The organism is Streptacidiphilus neutrinimicus (assembly GCF_000787815.1).
GTDB lineage: Bacteria > Actinomycetota > Actinomycetes > Streptomycetales > Streptomycetaceae > Streptacidiphilus > Streptacidiphilus neutrinimicus.
On sequence record NZ_BBPO01000032.1, the window covers coordinates 73,180 to 88,570 of the forward strand.

The window sequence follows — 15,391 nt, forward strand, 5'->3', positions numbered from 1 at the left end:
GACACGAGCAGGACACACGCCGGAGGGCGGGGACGGACGGTCCCCGCCCTCCGGCGTCTCCACCGGGACAGGCCGTACAGGCCGGACAGGCCGGACAGGCCGCGCTAGCGGGACAGGATCAGATGCAGATCCCCGAACTCGTGCCAGAGATACCCCTCCCGCAGCGCCTCCGCGTAGCTGCGGTCCAGCAGCGGACGGCCGCCCACCGCCTCCAGCATCATCAGGTGGGACGCCCGCGGCTCGTGAAAGCCGGTCAGCAGCCCGTCCACCGCCCGCACCCCGCGCTCGGGGGTGATCACCAGCTCGGTCCAGCCCGAGCGCGCCCGGACCGTGCCGTCTGCATCGGCCGCCGACTCCAGCGCCCGCACGGCCGTCGTGCCGACGGCCACGATGCGCGACCCCGCCGCCCGCGCGGCGTTGACCACCCGCGCGGTCGTCTCCGGCACCTCGAACCACTCCGCGTACGGCGGCTCGTGCGACTCCACCGAGGCGACGCCCGTGTGCAGGGTGATCGGCACCACCAGCACGCCCCGGCTCACCAGCCGCGTCACCAGCTCGGCTGTGAACGGCCGCGCCGCGCTCGGCATCTCCGCGCTCCCCGCCCCCGCGGAGGCCACCGGCTCGGCGAAGACGGTCTGGTACGCGGCCAGCGACCGGTCGGCGCTGGTGTACGCGTACCGGATGGGCCGCCCGTAGCGAGCCAGGTAGGCGAGCGGCTCCGCCGCGCCGAAGCACGCCCGCCACAGCCGGCTCGAACCCCCGGCCCGGTCTCCGACCCGCGAGAGGAGCGTCACCCTCGCCCCGCCGGTGAGCCGGACCGTCACCAGCGTTCCGTCGTGCAGCCGCTGACGGGTGCTGCCGTGGCCGTCGGGGGAGCGCAGCTCGACCACCCACTCGCTCTCGCTGCGGCGCGTCGAGAAGTGCACCACCACCGGCTCGCCGGTCTCGGTTATCCGGCCGTCCACCGCCGCGGGAAGCGTGGCGGAGGTGTTGACCACCAGCACGTCGCCCGGCCGCAGCAGGGCGGGCAGCTCGCGGAACGCGTGGTGCCCGATCCGCGGGGCCGCGTTGCGGGGCCCCTCGGCGACCAGCAGCCGCACGTCGTCGCGCCCGCTCGCGCCCCGCTCCTCCGGCGGCGCGGCGGCCTCCAGCTCGGCCGGCAGCTCCCAGTCGCCCAGCCCGTCCACGAACCCCGCGTCGTCCGCTGCCGTCACCTCCGTCGTCCTCGCCCCCGTCCCCGGCGCCGTCACCGCGCCGCCGCCGTACGGTGTTCCGCGACCAGGCCCGCCGCCGTGTACCGGCCGCTCGGCGGCCGGACGTCCAGCAGCGCCAGCAGACCCGGCACCGCGCTCTCCTCCGGGCGCGGCGACCCGGCTGCCGCCGCCGCGTCCGCCGCCCGGTACATCGCGGTGTCCATCTCGCCCGGGTCAACCCACCACACCCGCGGCGCGTCCACCTCCTCCGCGAGCTCGGCGGAGAGCGAGCCCGACAGTGCCTCCAGCGCGGCCTTCGTCGCGCCGTAGCCGCCCCACGTCGGGTAGGCCTCGACGGCCGCGTCGGAGCTGATGTTCAGCACCGCTCCGCCGGAGGCCCGCAGTAGCGGCAACGTCTCCTGGAGCAGCCCCAGCGGCGCCAGCACGTTGACCTCGAACGCCCGGCGCAGCTCCTCCAGCGACAGGTCCGCCACCGCGGCGAGCCCCCGGCCGCCCAACACCCCCGCGTTGTTGACCAGCAGGTCCACGCCACCCAGGTCGGCGGCGGTGGTGATCAGCGCGGTGCGGTGCCAGGTGTCGGTGACGTCGCCCGCCACCGCGTGGATCCGCGGCCGACCGGCGGCGAGCTCGGCGAGCCCCGCCGCGCCGCGCCCGTCGACGACCACCTCCCAGCCGCGCTCGGCCAGCGCCAGCGCCAGCGCCCGGCCCAGTCCGCGCGACGCCCCCGTCACAATGGCGACTGCCATGGCCCTACCTCCCGTGTGATCACCGTGGGTTCCACCGCCGGCCTCCGTTCACCTGCCGACACCGCCGACGCTAGGCCGCCCGCGGTCCCGCCTGCCTCGGCCACGAGCCACCGCGCACCGGGGCCCTTGGACCTAGGTCCGCGGCCCTGCGCCCTCCCTTCCCACGTCCGATGCCTTCGCGATCACCGGGCGGTACGGTGACGGCATGTCGACGAACGCGTGCCCGCCGGACGGGTCGGACGCCGCCAAGGCCGGGCCCGGCGACCCCTGTCTCGGCGGGATCGAGGCGATCAGCGCCGCCGTCCTCGCGATGAGCCGCCATCTGGAGGTGCGCGAGGTGCTGCAGCGCATCGTCACCTCCGCACGCACCCTCGTCGGCGCCGAGTACGCGGCCCTCGGCGTCCCCGACGACCACGGCGGCTTCGCCCAGTTCGTCGTCGACGGCGTCAGCGAGGCGCAGTGGCGCGCCATCGGTCCACTGCCCCGGCAGCACGGCATCCTCTTCGCGATGCTCCACGAGCAGGACCCGACCCGCCTCGACGACGTCCGCGCCGACGAGCGCTTCGGCGGCTGGCCCAGCGCCCACCCGGACATGCACGCCTTCCTCGGCGTCCCGATCCAGGACGGCGACGAGATCCTCGGGGCACTCTTCCTGGCCAACCCGGTCGGTCGGGACCGCTTCTCGGCCCACGACGAGGAGCTGCTGCGCATCCTCGCCGCGCATGCCGCGCTCGCGCTGGTCAACGCCCGTCTGTACGAGCGCAGTCGCGAGCTCACCCTGATCGGCGAGCGCGCCCGGATCGCGCACGAGCTGCACGACGCCGTCTCCCAGAAGCTCTTCTCGCTGCGCCTCACCGCGCAGGCCGCGGCCGCGCTCGTCGACCGCGACCCGGCACGCGCCCGCGCGGAGCTCGCCGAGGTCTCCCGCCTCGCGGCCGAGGCCGCGGAGGAACTGCGCAGCGTCGTCGTCGAACTGCGCCCCGCCGCGCTCGACGAGGACGGTCTGCTGCCCACCCTGGCCTCCCAGGTCGAGGTGCTGAACCGCGCCCACGTCGCGCGCGTCGTCTTCACCCACGACCGCGTCGCCGCGCTGCCCGCCGCCCAGGAGGAGGCCGTGCTGCGCGTCGCCCAGGAGGCCTTGCACAACGCCCTGCGTCACTCCGGAGCGACCTCCGTCTCGGTCGAACTGCGCAGCGCGCCCGGCCCGAAGGGCGCCGGCCGCGGTGCGCGGCTGCGGGTCACCGACGACGGCAAGGGCTTCGACCCCGAGGGCACTCGCCGCGCGGGCCGTCACCTCGGCCTGGTCTCCATGCGCGACCGCGCCACGAGCGTCGGCGGCTCCCTCGACATCGAATCGTCCCCGGGAGCGGGGACCGTGGTGGAACTGGAGGTCCCCGGTGGGTGACGCGACCATCAAGGTGCTGCTCGTCGACGACCATCAGGTCGTCCGTCGCGGGCTGCGCACCTTTCTGGAGATCCAGCCGGACATCGAGGTCGTCGGCGAGGCGGGCGACGGCGCGGCCGGCGTCGAGCTCGCCGAGTCCCTGCGCCCCGACGTGGTCCTGATGGACGTGAAGATGCCCGGCACGGACGGCATCGAGGCCCTGCGACTGCTGAAGGAACGGGGCAACCCCGCGAAGGTGCTGGTGGTCACCAGCTTCACCGAGCACCGCACCGTGGTCCCGGCTCTGAAGGCCGGCGCGGCGGGCTACGTCTACAAGGACGTCGACCCCGAGGCGCTCGCCGGCGCGATCCGCAGCGTCCACGCGGGCCACGTCCTGCTCCAACCCGAGCTGGCCGAGGCCCTCCTCTCCGAGGACGGCACCGGCCGTTCCCCCCAGGGCCGCGGCGGCACGCTCACCGAGCGCGAGCAGGAGGTCCTCGGCCTCATCGCGGACGGCCGCTCCAACCGCGAGATCGCGCGTGCGCTGACCCTCTCCGAGAAGACGGTCAAGACGCACGTGTCCAACATCCTGATGAAGCTGGACCTCCAGGACCGCACCCAGGCCGCCCTCTGGGCGGTCCGCAACGGCATCAAGGGCTGAGAGCCGCAGCCGCGCCCCTAACGAGGCTCGTCCACCGCTGCGTTGTAGGCCGCGACTCTGGCCTTCCGGGCGGCTCTTTCCAAGGGCCGCAAGGCCCCTGCGCGCTGCGCCATCTCGCCGGCGCTCACCGCCGCGCCCTCCGTCACCCAGGCCAGAGCGACCAGCGCGGACACGCGCCGCGCGCTCTGCAGGACCCGGACCGCCCGCGCCGGGTACCCCGGCGCCAGCAGGTCGTCCGGCTCCGCGGAGCGTGACCGCAGGCGGGCCAGGGCCCGCTGGACCTCGGGGCCGGCTCCCGCGACGTCCATACGCACCAGCGCCTCCGTCGCGTCGCGCATGCCCTCCACCAGTTCGCGCTCCGCGTCCCGCAGCGCGGGCACGTCCGCCGGGAAGCCGGGGTTGGCCGGCAGCGCGTGCCAGGTCACGGCCAGCACACCGTCGTCCGCGTGGTCCGCGCCGTGCCACAGGGCCTCCGGGACGAGGCCCCACGGAGCGCCCACCGCGAGCACCGCCTCGCCGGTCTCCAACGCGCGCGCGTTGAACTCCGCCGGGCCGGTCAGGCCCAGCGGGTGGCCGGGTGCGGGCAGCGCCAGCCGCAGGCCCGTCGCGCCCAGCGCGCGCAGCCGCCCCAGCGCCAGCGTCAGACCGACGCCGTCCGCGCCCGGCAGGCCGCGGACCACGTGCGACTCGTCCTCCCCGCGCACCGCGTCCGCGGTGTCGTCGGGGGAGGCGTGGCCTGCGAACCAGGCGTTGCCCCAGGCGACAAGTCGGGCGGACCGGGGCTCTTCGTACGCTTCGTGCGCTTCCGTCTGCGGCATGGGCCAAGCCTACGGAGCGTCCGGCTACCTCGGTGGCGTAGGTTTGGACCGGCTCGGCAGGCCGCGGCCTTGAGCCGGGGCCACGGGCGAGCGCGTGAGGCGAGAGAACAACTCTTCATTTCATTGGGGAAGGCGTACGCAATGAGCGACGTGCTGGAGCTGGTGGACGTATCCGTGATCCGGGACGGCCGCCCGCTGGTGGAGCAGGTGTCGTGGTCCGTCGCGGAGGGCGAGCGCTGGATCGTCCTCGGGCCCAACGGCGCCGGCAAGACCACGCTGCTGCAGGTGGCGTCCAGCTACCTCTTCCCGAGCAACGGCACCGCCTCGATCCTGGGCGACAAGCTCGGCAGCGTCGACGTCTTCGAGCTGCGTCCCCGCATCGGCCTGGCCGGCGCCGCGATGGCGGACAAGCTGCCGAAGCGGCAGACCGTGCTGGAGACGGTGCTCACCGCCGCCTATGGCATGACCGCGCACTGGCGCGAGACCTACGAGCAGGCCGACGAGTCCCGCGCCCGCCTCCTGCTCGACCTGCTCGGCATGGCCGAGTACACCGACCGCAGGTTCGGCACCCTCTCCGAGGGCGAGCGCAAGCGCACCCTGATCGCCCGCGCGCTGATGACCGACCCGGAGCTGCTGCTGCTCGACGAGCCCGCCGCCGGCCTCGACCTCGGCGGCCGCGAGGACCTGGTGCGCCGCCTCGGCGCGCTCGCCCAGGACCCGATCGCCCCGGCCATGATCATGGTGACCCACCACGTCGAGGAGATCGCCCCCGGCTTCACCCACGTGCTGATGATCCGTCAGGGCAAGGTGCTGGCGGCCGGCCCGATCCAGGAAACGCTCACCCCGCGCAACCTCTCGCTCTGCTTCGGTCTCCCGCTCACCCTCGAGCACCAGGACGGCCGTTGGGCCGCCCGCGGCCTCCCGCTGGGCAAGTGAGCGACGCCGAGAGGCGTCGGCGGACGCCAAGAGCGACGCTCGAGTGTTGATGTGCTTGTAATGATCTTTGCGGCTGTTCCCTGACGAGGAGCCACCTGCGCAACTACCATGGCACCCGTGGAGAGTTGGGCATGGTGGCTACTGGTCGCGGTGCTGCTGTGCGCCCCTGTGGTGCACACGGCGCTGCTGGAGTTCGTCATGTTCGGTATCGGAGCAGGCGCCGCGGCGCTGACGGCCGGGCTGGGCGGCGGGATCGTGCTGCAGTTCGTCGTGTTCCTCGCCACGACGCTCGCGCTCCTCGCGCTCGTCCGTCCGATCACCAGACGCCAACGCCGTGAGGCCGCGTCGGTCCGGCACGGGATCGAAGCGCTCAAGGGGGTGGAGGCCGTGGTCCTGGAACGCGTCGACGAGCACGACGGCCGGATCAAGCTCAAGGGGGAGATCTGGTCGGCCCGCGCGCTGGGCGCCGGGCAGGTCTTCGAACCGGGTGAGAAGGTCAGCGTCGCCGAGATCGACGGCGCGACGGCCGTGGTTCTCTGAGTCGTTCCGTCAGGCGTTCTCCCGGGCGCCCCGAGTTGTCGGCTCGGGCCCGGGGTAGCAAGTCAACACAGCATCAAAAACGTGCGGGTCTGTCGAGGGAGTCCCTGTGGAAACCGTCATCATCGTCCTCGTCCTGGTGGCGGTGTTCGTCTTCGTCATGCTGCTGCGGACGATCCAGGTGATCCCGCAGGCGCAGGCGGCGATCGTGGAGCGCTTCGGCCGCTACACCCGCACGCTCAACGCGGGCCTCAACATCGTGGTGCCGTTCATCGACACCATTCGCAACCGGCTCGACCTGCGCGAGCAGGTGCAGCCTTTCCCACCGCAGCCGGTGATCACCCAGGACAACCTGGTGGTCAACATCGACACCGTCATCTACTTCCAGGTCACCGACCCGCGCGCGGCCACCTACGAGGTGCAGAGCTACCTCCAGGCGATCGAGCAGCTGACCATCACCACGCTGCGCAACATCATCGGCTCCATGGACCTGGAGTCGACCCTCACCTCCCGCGAGACCATCAACGCCGGCCTGCGCGGCGTGCTGGACGAGGCCACCGGCAAGTGGGGCATCCGCGTCAACCGCGTCGAGCTGAAGGCGATCGAGCCGCCGACCTCCATCCAGGACTCGATGGAGAAGCAGATGCGCGCCGACCGTGACAAGCGCGCGGCGATCCTCCAGGCCGAGGGTGAGCGGCAGTCCGCGATCCTCAAGGCCGAGGGCCAGAAGCAGGCCGACGTGCTGAAGGCCGAGGGTGAGGCCCAGGCCGCGGTGCTGCGCGCCGACGGTGAGGCGGCCGCGATCCGCACCGTCTTCGAGGCCATCCACTCCGGTGACGCCGACCAGAAGGTGCTCGCCTACAAGTACCTGGAGACCCTGCCGCAGATGGCCCAGGGCGACGCCAACAAGCTCTGGATCATCCCGAGCGAGGTCAGCGACGCGATCAAGGGCGTCGGCGGCGCGTTCCAGGGCCTGGCCCCGAAGATCCCTGGCTCGCCGTCCCCGGCCGACGCCGGCGTCAGGGCCGCCAATGGCAGCCCCGGCGTGGACCGCCGCACCGAGCGCCCCGAACTCGACCCGGAATGACGGGTCCGCGTCGCCTCGCGGGGTAGCGTGCTGCCATGGGCACTCGCGACCTCCTCAGCGACGAGCAGATCACGGCCGGCCTCCTCGCCCTGCCCGAGTGGCAGCGCGAGGGCGGCTCGATCCGGCGCACCGTACAGGCCAAGGACTTCCCGGCGGCGATCCGCATCGTCGACGCCGTCGCGGAACAGGCGGAGGCGATGGACCACCACCCGGACATCGACATCCGGTGGCGCACGCTCCACTTCACCCTGTCGACCCACTCGGCGGGCGGACTCACCGCGCTCGACCTCAAACTCGCCGCCCTCATCGATGCCGCCGCGACGGCGGAGGCATGAGATGCTGACTCGCGCATCGGGCAGGCGGGAGTGGTTCGACAGCCATGGAACGAGCAGACGAGACCGGTAACGGTCAGGAGCAGCAGTACTGGCAGCAGCCGCAGCAGCAGCCGTACGAGTCCTACGGCCAGCACGGTGAGCAGTCGTACGACTACACCTCCCACGGCGACTACTCCGGCCAGGGCCATGACCCCTCCGCCTACCAGGCCGCCTACGACCCCGCCGCCTACCAGCAGCAGTACCAGCACTCCTACGACCCCTCGTCCGGCTACGGCCAGCAGGCGTACGCGCAGCCGTACCAGCAGCAGACTGGCTACGAGCAGCAGCCCGGCTACGAGCAGCAGCCCGGCTACGAGCCCCAGTACGGCTTCGAACAGCAGACGTACGGCTACGACCAGAGCGGACAGACGGCCCAGCAGCCGTACTACGACCCGCAGTACGCGAACCCCCAGTACGCGGACGCGCAGTACGCCGACCCGCAGTACGCCGACCCGCAGTACGCGCAGCAGTACCAGCAGGCCTACTACGCCGACCCCTCGGCCGCCGAGACGGCCGCGCCCTCCTGGGCGACCCCGGCGCATGCGCCCGCCGCCGAGCCGGTCGTGCCCGCGCAGGCGTCCGCTCCCGAGCAGGAGTCGATGCCGGCCGAGGAGACCCTCCCGGCCGGGTCGACCGCCGTCGGGCGCGGCGGGGAAGCGCCTGCGGGCGGCCTGAAGGACCGGGTCGTCGACGCGGCGCTCGGGCGCGGTCCCGGCGTCAACCGCAAGAGCTACCTCACCCGTCTCGCCGTCGGCGGCGGCGCGCTGCTGATCCTGGCGGGCGGGGGTTACTTCGTCGCGAGCGGCGGCTCCGGCAGCGCACCTTCGGGCAACGCCGCCGCCGCGCAGAGCCAGGCCGACATCGGCGTCAACCACAGCAAGGCGTGGGCGGCCCCGGCGGCCCCGGGCGCCACTACCACGGGCACCAGCGCGGCCGGCGGCAGCAGCGGCGCGGGCAACGACGGGCTGCTCGGCGCCTGGGTCACCGCCGCCGCCGTCGTGCGCGGCGACGGCGAGGGCGTCTCCGCCTACTCCGCCACCGACGGCCACAAGCTGTGGAGCGTCACCCCGCCCAGCTCCGGCGCCGTGCCCTGCGCCATGTCCCCGAGCGTCGACTCGTCGGGAGTCGGCGCCGTGCTCTTCCAGTCCCAGCCCGGCACCAGCCAGGCCTGCAACCTGCTCTCCGCCGTGGACACCGGCTCAGGCCACACCAAGTGGAAGGCGCAGCTGCCCTCCGGCGGAGGAAACGCCTTCGGCGCCTCGGTCATGGTGAGCGACACCCGCGTCGTCGCCGTCTCCGACAGCGCCGTCGTCGGCTTCGACCTGGCAGCGGGCAAGCAGCAGTGGAACTACGCCGGTCCCGGCAAGTACTGCTCCCTGTCCGGCAACGGCGGCGGCACCTCGCTGCTGCTCCAGAGCACCTGTGCCGACACCAGCCCCAAGCAGCAGGTCATCTCGCTCGACCCGGGCACCGGCAAGCTGCGCTGGTGGCGCGGGCTGCCGCAGACCGCCTCCTCCTACACGGTGCTCTCAGCCGAGCCGGCCGTCGTCAGCGTCCACATGACCGATCCGACCCAGGACACCATCCTGTCCTTCTCGGACAAGGGCGACAGCCAGGCGACCATCCCGGTCGCCCAGACCGGCGGCGCCCTCGACTCCACACACGGCAGCTTCGACCCCGACCCGGCGCTGTTCTTCTCCGGCACGACCATGGTCGCCGCCGTCAACCCGCCGCCGCAGTCCGCGAGCGCGGCCGCCGGGCCCACCACCCTCGCCGCCTACAGCCTCCTCAACGGCAAGGAGCTGTGGCGGACCACCGCCCACGAGAAGGGCGTCGCCGTGCCGGTCGGCATCGACGGCTCCGCCGCGGTGGTCGCCACCGACGAGCGCGTCGGCCAGCCGGCCCGGCTCAGCAACTTCGACCTCACCTCCGGCACCGAGACCGTCGGCGGCACCTTCCCGCAGGGCACCGGCTCGCTGCTCGGCTCCGGACGCGTCCTGCTGCGCGGCAGCCTGGTGGTGGCGCTGCCGGAGTTCACCGGCAGCTACAACACCTCGGCGACCGCCTGGACCGCGGCCCACTGAACCGGCACTCGGCTCGGCTGAGCCGGCACACGGCTCAGCCCGCCGCGGCCAGGTCGTAGGAGCGCGGGTCGTAGGAGCCCGGGTCGGCGTTCCGGGTCTCGAGGCCCACGGAGTTCGGGTAGCCGGCGTTCAGATCCGCGCTGTCCAGCCCCAGCGCGGCCACCAGCGCGGCGTCCGGTGTCGGCTCGAACGGGCGGCGCAGCAGCCGCATCCCGGCCTGTTCGGGCGTCCGGTTCGCCTTGCGGTGGTTGTCCGCCGCACAGGCCGCGACCGTGTTGAGCCACGTGTCCTGGCCACCGTGCGAACGCGGCACCACGTGGTCGACGGTCGTCGCACGCTTGCCGCAGTACGCGCAACGGAAGCCGTCCCGCGCCAGCACCCCGCGCCGCGACCAGGTCGCCCGTTGTCGGAACGGCACCCGCACGTACCGCTTCAGTCTGACCACGCGCGGCAACGGTATCTCCACCGAGCTGCCGCGCACCCTGCGCTCGGGATGCGACCGCTCGACCACGGCCTTGTCCTGGAGGACGAGCACCACAGCGCGCTGCAGCGTCACCGCCGCCAGCGGCTCGTAGGTCGCGTTGAGCACCAGCGTCTTACGCATTCCAGCCACCTGCCTCCGGCTCCCGGCCCGCCCCTGCTGGACGGTGCGTCCACTGTGCGGGGCGGCCGGATGCCGGGACAACGTAATTTCGGTGGCCTCGGGGTTAAGCCTGCTCAGCCGTTACGGGTGCTCGTAGGTCGCGATCAGCTGCGCTCGTCCGAGGGCGTGGAAGCGGAGGTTGAAGCCGACCACGGCGGGCGTGGCGTCCGCGTCCGGGCCCAGCTTCTCCTGGTCCACGGCGTAGACGGTGAAGACGTAGCGGTGCGGGCCGTCGCCGGGCGGCGGGGCCGCGCCGCCGAAGTCGCGGGTGCCGTAGTCGTTGCGCACGTGGATCGCGCCCGCGGGCAGGCCCTTGAACGCGCCGGTGCCGGCACCGGCGGGCAGCTCGGTGACATCGACCGGGATGTCGAAGACCGACCAGTGCCAGAACCCGCTGCCGGTCGGCGCGTCCGGGTCGTAGCAGCTCACCGCGAAGCTCTTGGTCCCGTCGGGGAAACCGGACCAGCTCAGCTGCGGCGAGGTGTTCCCGGACGCGAACACGTGCGCGTCGGGCAGCACGCCGCCGTTGGTGAAGTCGTCGCTGGTGACCGTGAACTCGGCCACCGGCGGGTGGAAGTCGTGCGGGAGCGGGCGCCGCTTGGGCTCCGACATGTCGTCACTCTCCTTGGGACGCTGCAGAACTCTGGCGATCAGCCTAATCTCGCCGTGTGACCCAGCCGCACCCCGCCACACAGGATCCGCTCGGCCCCGCCGACCCTCGCTTCCTCGACCGCCCCTCGCCTACGGTCGCGCCCGACCTGCTCGGCAGGATCCTGGTGAGCGAGCGACCCGACGGTCGCGTCGCGGTACGGATCACCGAGGTCGAGGCGTACACCGGCCTGGAGGACCCGGCCTCCCACGCCTACCGTGGGCGCACCGCCCGCAACGCCGTGATGTTCGGGCCGCCCGGCTTCGTCTACGTCTACTTCACCTACGGCATGCACTACTGCATGAACCTGGTCACCGGCCCCGGCGACACCGCCGGGGCTGTGCTGCTGCGCGCCGGCGAGGTCGTCGAGGGCCTCGAACTGGCCCGGTACCGGCGTCCCTCCGCCCGTAGCGACACCGAGCTCGCCCAGGGCCCGGCCCGGCTCACCCAGGCCCTCGGCGTCGGTCGCGAGCAGAACGGCGAACCCGTGCCGGGGCCCGTCTTCCAACTGCTGCCGGGCGCCCCGGCCGCCGCCCCCGAGCTGATCCGCCAGGGCCCGCGCACCGGCGTCGCCCAGGGCGCGGACACCCCGTACCGGTTCTGGCTCGACGGCGAGCCGACGGTCAGCCCCTACCGCCGCCACGTCCCGCGCCGGGCCAGGACCAGTGGCGGCAAGGGCTGAGGCACGTCAGGGGAAACCTCAGCAGGAGCGTCAGGAACTGAAGCCGAGGATCCGCGCCTTCTCGGAGGCGAACTCCTCGTCGCTCAGCACGCCCTCCTTGTGCAGTCGCCCCAGCTCGGACAGTTGCCGCAGGCGCTCGCCCTCGTCACCGTGCCGGGCGTTTCCGTGCCCGGATCCCCCGTGTTCGGCCTGACGCGGCACCGCATCATGCGGCACGGCGTCCTGGGGGACCGCGTCCTGCGGGACGTAGGGGTTCGGAAGCGTGCGCTGGGGAGCCTGGTGCTGCTGCGCCTTGCGCTGCTGGGCCTTGCGTTGCTGGGCCAGGCGTTGCTGGGCCAGGCGGTGTTCCGCCTTGCGCTGCGGATCCGTGTACTGCGCGCCCGCCTGCCACCCAGCGCCCAAGCGCTGCTGGGCACTGGCGGCCGCGTCGATCGCCACCCGCTTGTGGTTGTGCCGTGAGGCCGCCACCTGGACCGTCTGGCCCTCCTGGAACTGGTGGCTGGCCACGCTGACGTACGTCTCGTACGGCTCCCGGCCCGGCAGTTCCACGTGGACCGTGTAGCGGTACACCCGGCGGCCCGCGTAGCCGAGGTCCGGCTGCCCGTTGATGTAGGTGTTGGTCCCCTTCACGGCGAGGATCCGGGCCGTCCCGCGGATGCCGCGCTTCAGCAGCCGCTTGTCGCCGCCGCCCATACCGGCCATCGACAGGTACATCCCGTACCCGAAGGAGCCCCACCACAGCACGCCGATGATGAACACATAGAGCACGATGTGCACGGCGTTCGGACCTGGCACCTGGCTCGCCAGCAGGCACAGGGGCATGAATGCCGCGCTCATCAGTCCGAACCAGATCCAGACCAACAAGTTCAACTTGCCTAGAGTCACGTGAGGACGCCTTTCTCGCGCCGGGGGACCGCTCGGGCCCGCTCGTGCGGGCGAGACCGGTGTACCGAAGCACCAGGCCCGCGACCAGCGAAAGTCCTGCATTGTGACAGGTTCGGTGCGGATGGAGTCGTCCATCACATTGGTTCGCATTTGAACTGTTCGTTCCCTTATCGTCGGCAACAGCAGACCTCGACGAAACGGGAGCCAGCCCCCATGGCCCGACAGTCCAAGAAGCAGGCGGCCGACGACCGCCGCGCCCGCATAGCCGAGATGCAGGCCGCCGAGCGCGCCCGCGAGCGCCGCACCAAGCTCCTGCTCGGCGCCGGCGCGCTCGTCGTCGTCGCCGGAGCCGTGGCCGGCATCGTCGCCGCGGTGAGCGGCAGCGACCACAAGAGCACCAGCGCCAACCCCGGCTCCTCGGTGAGCTGGGCCGCGCCCGCGGACACAGACGCCGCCGTCAAGGCGGCCGGACTGACCATGCTCGACGCCGAGGGAACCGCCGAGCACATCCACATTCACCTGGACGTCTGGGCGAACGGCCAGAAGGTGACCGTCCCGGCCCTGGTCGGCATCAACGAGGGCGCGCAGACGATCAGCCCGCTGCACACGCACGACACCACCGGCGTCGTGCACATCGAGTCGCCGGTGGTGAAGGACTACGACCTCGGCCAGTTCATGACCGAATGGGGCGTCCCGCTCAACACCGGCCAGGTCGGCAACGACAAGGCCGACGCGACCCACACCCTCAAGGTCTACGTCAACGGCAAGCAGACCGGCAGCGACCCGTCCCGGCTCGTCTTCCACGCCCACGACGAGATCGCGATCGTCTACGGCACCGCCGCCCAGGACGCCTCCGTCCACGTACCGAGTGGCTACGCCTGGCCCAGCGGCCTGTAGTTCCGCGGCTTGCAGTTCTGCATCTGGACCGGATTGGCCAAGAAGGGGCCCGGTCGGGGAGGCTGTAGCCGACCAGGCCCTCGGGCGACCGACGGAACGACCCAAGGAAGAGACGAGACCGTGACCGACATCGTCGACGAACTGAAGTGGCGCGGCCTGCTGGCCCTGTCCACCGACGAGGACGCACTGCGCAAGGCTTTCGCGGACGGTCCGGTCACCTTCTATTGCGGCTTCGACCCGACCGCGGTCAGCCTGCACCTCGGCAACCTGGTGCAGATCCTCACCATGAAGCGCATCCAGCTCGCCGGCAACAAGCCGCTGGGCCTCGTCGGCGGCGCCACCGGCCTGATCGGCGACCCGAAGCCGACCGCCGAGCGCGTGCTGAACGACCCCGCGACGGTCGCCGACTGGGTCGGCCGCTTGCGTGGCCAGATCGAGCGCTACCTCGACTTCGACGGCCCGAACGCCGCCGAGATGGTGAACAACCTCGACTGGACCTCGGGCATGTCGGCGATCAACCTGCTGCGTGACGTCGGCAAGTACTTCCGCGTCAACAACATGATCGCCAAGGAGGCCGTCGCCCGACGCCTCAACTCCGAGGCCGGCATCAGCTACACCGAGTTCAGCTACCAGGTCCTGCAGGGTATGGACTTCCTGGAGCTCTACCGCCGCCATGGCTGCATGCTGCAGACCGGCGGCAGCGACCAGTGGGGCAACCTCACCGCCGGCACCGACCTGATCCGCAAGGCCGAGGGCGTCGCCGCCCACGCGCTCGCCACCCCGCTGATCACCAAGGCGGACGGCACCAAGTTCGGCAAGACCGAGTCCGGCACGGTCTGGCTCGACCCCGAGCTGACCACCCCGTACGCGTTCTACCAGTTCTGGCTGAACGCCGACGACCGCGACATCTCCAAGTTCCTGCGTATCTTCAGCTTCAAGTCCCACGAGGAGATCGAGGAGCTGGAGCGCATGACGGAGGAGGCGCCCTTCAAGCGCGCCGCTCAGCGTGCGCTCGCCGAGGAGCTGACCGTCCTGGTCCACGGCCAGGACCAGCTCGACCGCGCGGTCGCCGCGTCGAAGGCCCTTTTCGGCCAGGGCGACCTCGGCGAGCTCGACGCGCCCACTCTCGCGGCCGCCGTCGCCGAGCTTCCGAACGCCCAAGTGAGTGAACTCGGCGAGTTCGTCGACCTGTTCGTGGCAACCGGTCTTTCGGCCAGCCGCTCGGCCGCCCGCCGCACGATCAGCGAGGGCGGCGCCTACGTCAACAACACGAAGGTCGAGGACGAGGCCGCAGTCGCCACGCCGGCCGACCTCCTGCACGGCCGCTGGTTGGTCCTGCGCCGCGGCAAGCGCAACCTCGCCGCGGTCGAGCTGATGCGCTGACCAGCGGTTCTGACCTGCAGATTCGCCCGAATGGGGGAGATGTGACCCGCATCTCCCCCATTCGCGTTTGACGAGGCCCCTGGCAGGGGCTAATGTTGGTCGAGTCGCCTGAATCGGACAGATGCGTCGTACGGAGCGTCGCTCCGCCGCACCAGTCCACACGTGACCACCCGTAGTTGATTCACTCACTTGATCGATCTCGTAGGCATCGGTGTCTGCCGAAGCCAAGCGGGTTCTATTTGGCGTGCGAATTGACGAGCGGCGGTGGATTTCTCGGTTTCCGGGAAATGCGCTAACGTAGCGGAGGTCGCGAACGAGTGACTCCCCACTTTCTGGCGGGGAAGCGGAAAAGCCGCCCGGCGGATCTGCTAAGCTAGAAAACGAAGGAAGCGCCCGGAGGGCCTGGTGAAG

General features: G+C 71.9%; 16 protein-coding genes. 10 read left to right on the forward strand and 6 right to left on the reverse strand.

What is annotated here, in order from left to right:
* Positions 1-104: 104 nt before the first annotated feature.
* Positions 105-1,214 carry an S-adenosylmethionine:tRNA ribosyltransferase-isomerase gene (locus TR48_RS20895; protein WP_174501727.1) on the reverse strand — a complete coding sequence of 370 codons (1,110 nt, stop codon included), beginning with the start codon at positions 1,212-1,214 and terminating at the stop codon, positions 105-107.
* 32 nt (positions 1,215-1,246) lie between these two features.
* Positions 1,247-1,960 carry an SDR family oxidoreductase gene (locus tag TR48_RS20900; RefSeq protein ID WP_042369564.1) on the reverse strand — a complete coding sequence of 238 codons (714 nt, stop codon included), beginning with the start codon at positions 1,958-1,960 and terminating at the stop codon, positions 1,247-1,249.
* Between the two features lie 205 nt (positions 1,961-2,165).
* Between TR48_RS20900 and TR48_RS20905 the strand changes: the two genes are divergently transcribed.
* Both TR48_RS20905 and TR48_RS20910 read left to right on the forward strand, forming a co-directional pair.
* Positions 2,166-3,365 (forward strand): GAF domain-containing sensor histidine kinase, encoded by a 1,200-nt coding sequence (locus TR48_RS20905; protein WP_084729602.1) that lies wholly within the window; start codon positions 2,166-2,168, stop codon positions 3,363-3,365.
* Positions 3,358-4,005: a response regulator gene (locus TR48_RS20910; protein ID WP_042369566.1), complete on the forward strand. Its 648-nt coding sequence runs from the start codon at positions 3,358-3,360 to the stop codon at positions 4,003-4,005. Before TR48_RS20905 ends, TR48_RS20910 begins: the two co-directional genes overlap by 8 nt.
* Positions 4,006-4,022: 17 nt before the next feature.
* On the opposite strand, the gene TR48_RS20915 is transcribed toward TR48_RS20910, so the two are convergent.
* Positions 4,023-4,823: an Rv1486c family protein gene (locus TR48_RS20915; protein ID WP_042369568.1), complete on the reverse strand. Its 801-nt coding sequence runs from the start codon at positions 4,821-4,823 to the stop codon at positions 4,023-4,025.
* Between the two features lie 141 nt (positions 4,824-4,964).
* Between TR48_RS20915 and TR48_RS20920 the strand changes: the two genes are divergently transcribed.
* The 5 genes from TR48_RS20920 to TR48_RS46500 all read left to right on the forward strand — a co-directional run bounded on the left by TR48_RS20920 (position 4,965) and on the right by TR48_RS46500 (position 9,841).
* Entirely contained in the window at positions 4,965-5,759 is a 795-nt protein-coding gene (locus TR48_RS20920; RefSeq protein ID WP_042369570.1) for an ABC transporter ATP-binding protein, read from the forward strand.
* A gap of 108 nt (positions 5,760-5,867) precedes the next feature.
* A complete protein-coding gene (locus TR48_RS20925) occupies positions 5,868-6,299 on the forward strand; it encodes an NfeD family protein (protein ID WP_042369572.1) in 432 nt (143 codons plus the stop codon).
* 106 nt (positions 6,300-6,405) lie between these two features.
* Positions 6,406-7,383, forward strand: a complete 978-nt coding sequence (locus TR48_RS20930) for an SPFH domain-containing protein (RefSeq protein WP_042369573.1) — start codon at positions 6,406-6,408, stop codon at positions 7,381-7,383.
* Positions 7,384-7,418: 35 nt separating this feature from the next.
* On the forward strand, positions 7,419-7,718 hold the full coding sequence (locus TR48_RS20935) for a 4a-hydroxytetrahydrobiopterin dehydratase (RefSeq protein WP_042369576.1): 300 nt from the start codon (positions 7,419-7,421) through the stop codon (positions 7,716-7,718).
* 44 nt (positions 7,719-7,762) lie between these two features.
* Positions 7,763-9,841, forward strand: a complete 2,079-nt coding sequence (locus TR48_RS46500; protein ID WP_042369578.1) for an outer membrane protein assembly factor BamB family protein — start codon at positions 7,763-7,765, stop codon at positions 9,839-9,841.
* 34 nt (positions 9,842-9,875) lie between these two features.
* On the opposite strand, the gene TR48_RS20945 is transcribed toward TR48_RS46500, so the two are convergent.
* Entirely contained in the window at positions 9,876-10,445 is a 570-nt protein-coding gene (locus tag TR48_RS20945) for an HNH endonuclease (RefSeq protein ID WP_084729603.1), read from the reverse strand.
* Positions 10,446-10,565: 120 nt separating this feature from the next.
* Entirely contained in the window at positions 10,566-11,096 is a 531-nt protein-coding gene (locus tag TR48_RS20950; RefSeq protein ID WP_042369580.1) for a YbhB/YbcL family Raf kinase inhibitor-like protein, read from the reverse strand.
* A gap of 56 nt (positions 11,097-11,152) precedes the next feature.
* On the opposite strand from TR48_RS20950, the gene TR48_RS20955 reads away from it, so the two are divergent.
* A complete protein-coding gene (locus tag TR48_RS20955; protein ID WP_042369582.1) occupies positions 11,153-11,815 on the forward strand; it encodes a DNA-3-methyladenine glycosylase in 663 nt (220 codons plus the stop codon).
* 30 nt (positions 11,816-11,845) lie between these two features.
* Here the strand turns inward: TR48_RS20955 and TR48_RS20960 are convergent, their stop codons facing one another.
* Complete coding sequence (locus TR48_RS20960) at positions 11,846-12,685, reverse strand: SHOCT domain-containing protein (RefSeq protein WP_236652243.1); 840 nt, start codon at positions 12,683-12,685, stop codon at positions 11,846-11,848.
* 228 nt (positions 12,686-12,913) lie between these two features.
* On the opposite strand from TR48_RS20960, the gene TR48_RS20965 reads away from it, so the two are divergent.
* Together TR48_RS20965 and tyrS are read left to right on the forward strand one after the other, a co-directional pair.
* Positions 12,914-13,597: a hypothetical protein gene (locus TR48_RS20965; protein ID WP_052442845.1), complete on the forward strand. Its 684-nt coding sequence runs from the start codon at positions 12,914-12,916 to the stop codon at positions 13,595-13,597.
* A 120-nt stretch (positions 13,598-13,717) separates the two neighbouring features.
* Complete coding sequence (gene tyrS / locus TR48_RS20970; protein WP_042369585.1) at positions 13,718-14,980, forward strand: tyrosine--tRNA ligase; 1,263 nt, start codon at positions 13,718-13,720, stop codon at positions 14,978-14,980.
* Positions 14,981-15,391: the final 411 nt, after the last annotated feature.

Excerpts from the sequence above, each read along its gene's own strand:
- TR48_RS20900 (WP_042369564.1), bottom strand. The coding sequence starts at position 1,960 with ATGGCAGTCGCCATTGTGACGGGGGCGTCGCGCGGACTGGGCCGGGCG.
- TR48_RS20905 (WP_084729602.1), top strand. The coding sequence starts at position 2,166 with ATGTCGACGAACGCGTGCCCGCCGGACGGGTCGGACGCCGCCAAGGCC.
- TR48_RS20915 (WP_042369568.1), bottom strand. The coding sequence starts at position 4,823 with ATGCCGCAGACGGAAGCGCACGAAGCGTACGAAGAGCCCCGGTCCGCC.
- TR48_RS20920 (WP_042369570.1), top strand. The coding sequence starts at position 4,965 with ATGAGCGACGTGCTGGAGCTGGTGGACGTATCCGTGATCCGGGACGGC.
- TR48_RS20925 (WP_042369572.1), top strand. The coding sequence starts at position 5,868 with ATGGCACCCGTGGAGAGTTGGGCATGGTGGCTACTGGTCGCGGTGCTG.
- TR48_RS20935 (WP_042369576.1), top strand. The coding sequence starts at position 7,419 with ATGGGCACTCGCGACCTCCTCAGCGACGAGCAGATCACGGCCGGCCTC.
- TR48_RS46500 (WP_042369578.1), top strand. The coding sequence starts at position 7,763 with ATGGAACGAGCAGACGAGACCGGTAACGGTCAGGAGCAGCAGTACTGG.
- TR48_RS20945 (WP_084729603.1), bottom strand. The coding sequence starts at position 10,445 with ATGCGTAAGACGCTGGTGCTCAACGCGACCTACGAGCCGCTGGCGGCG.
- TR48_RS20950 (WP_042369580.1), bottom strand. The coding sequence starts at position 11,096 with ATGTCGGAGCCCAAGCGGCGCCCGCTCCCGCACGACTTCCACCCGCCG.
- TR48_RS20965 (WP_052442845.1), top strand. The coding sequence starts at position 12,914 with ATGGCCCGACAGTCCAAGAAGCAGGCGGCCGACGACCGCCGCGCCCGC.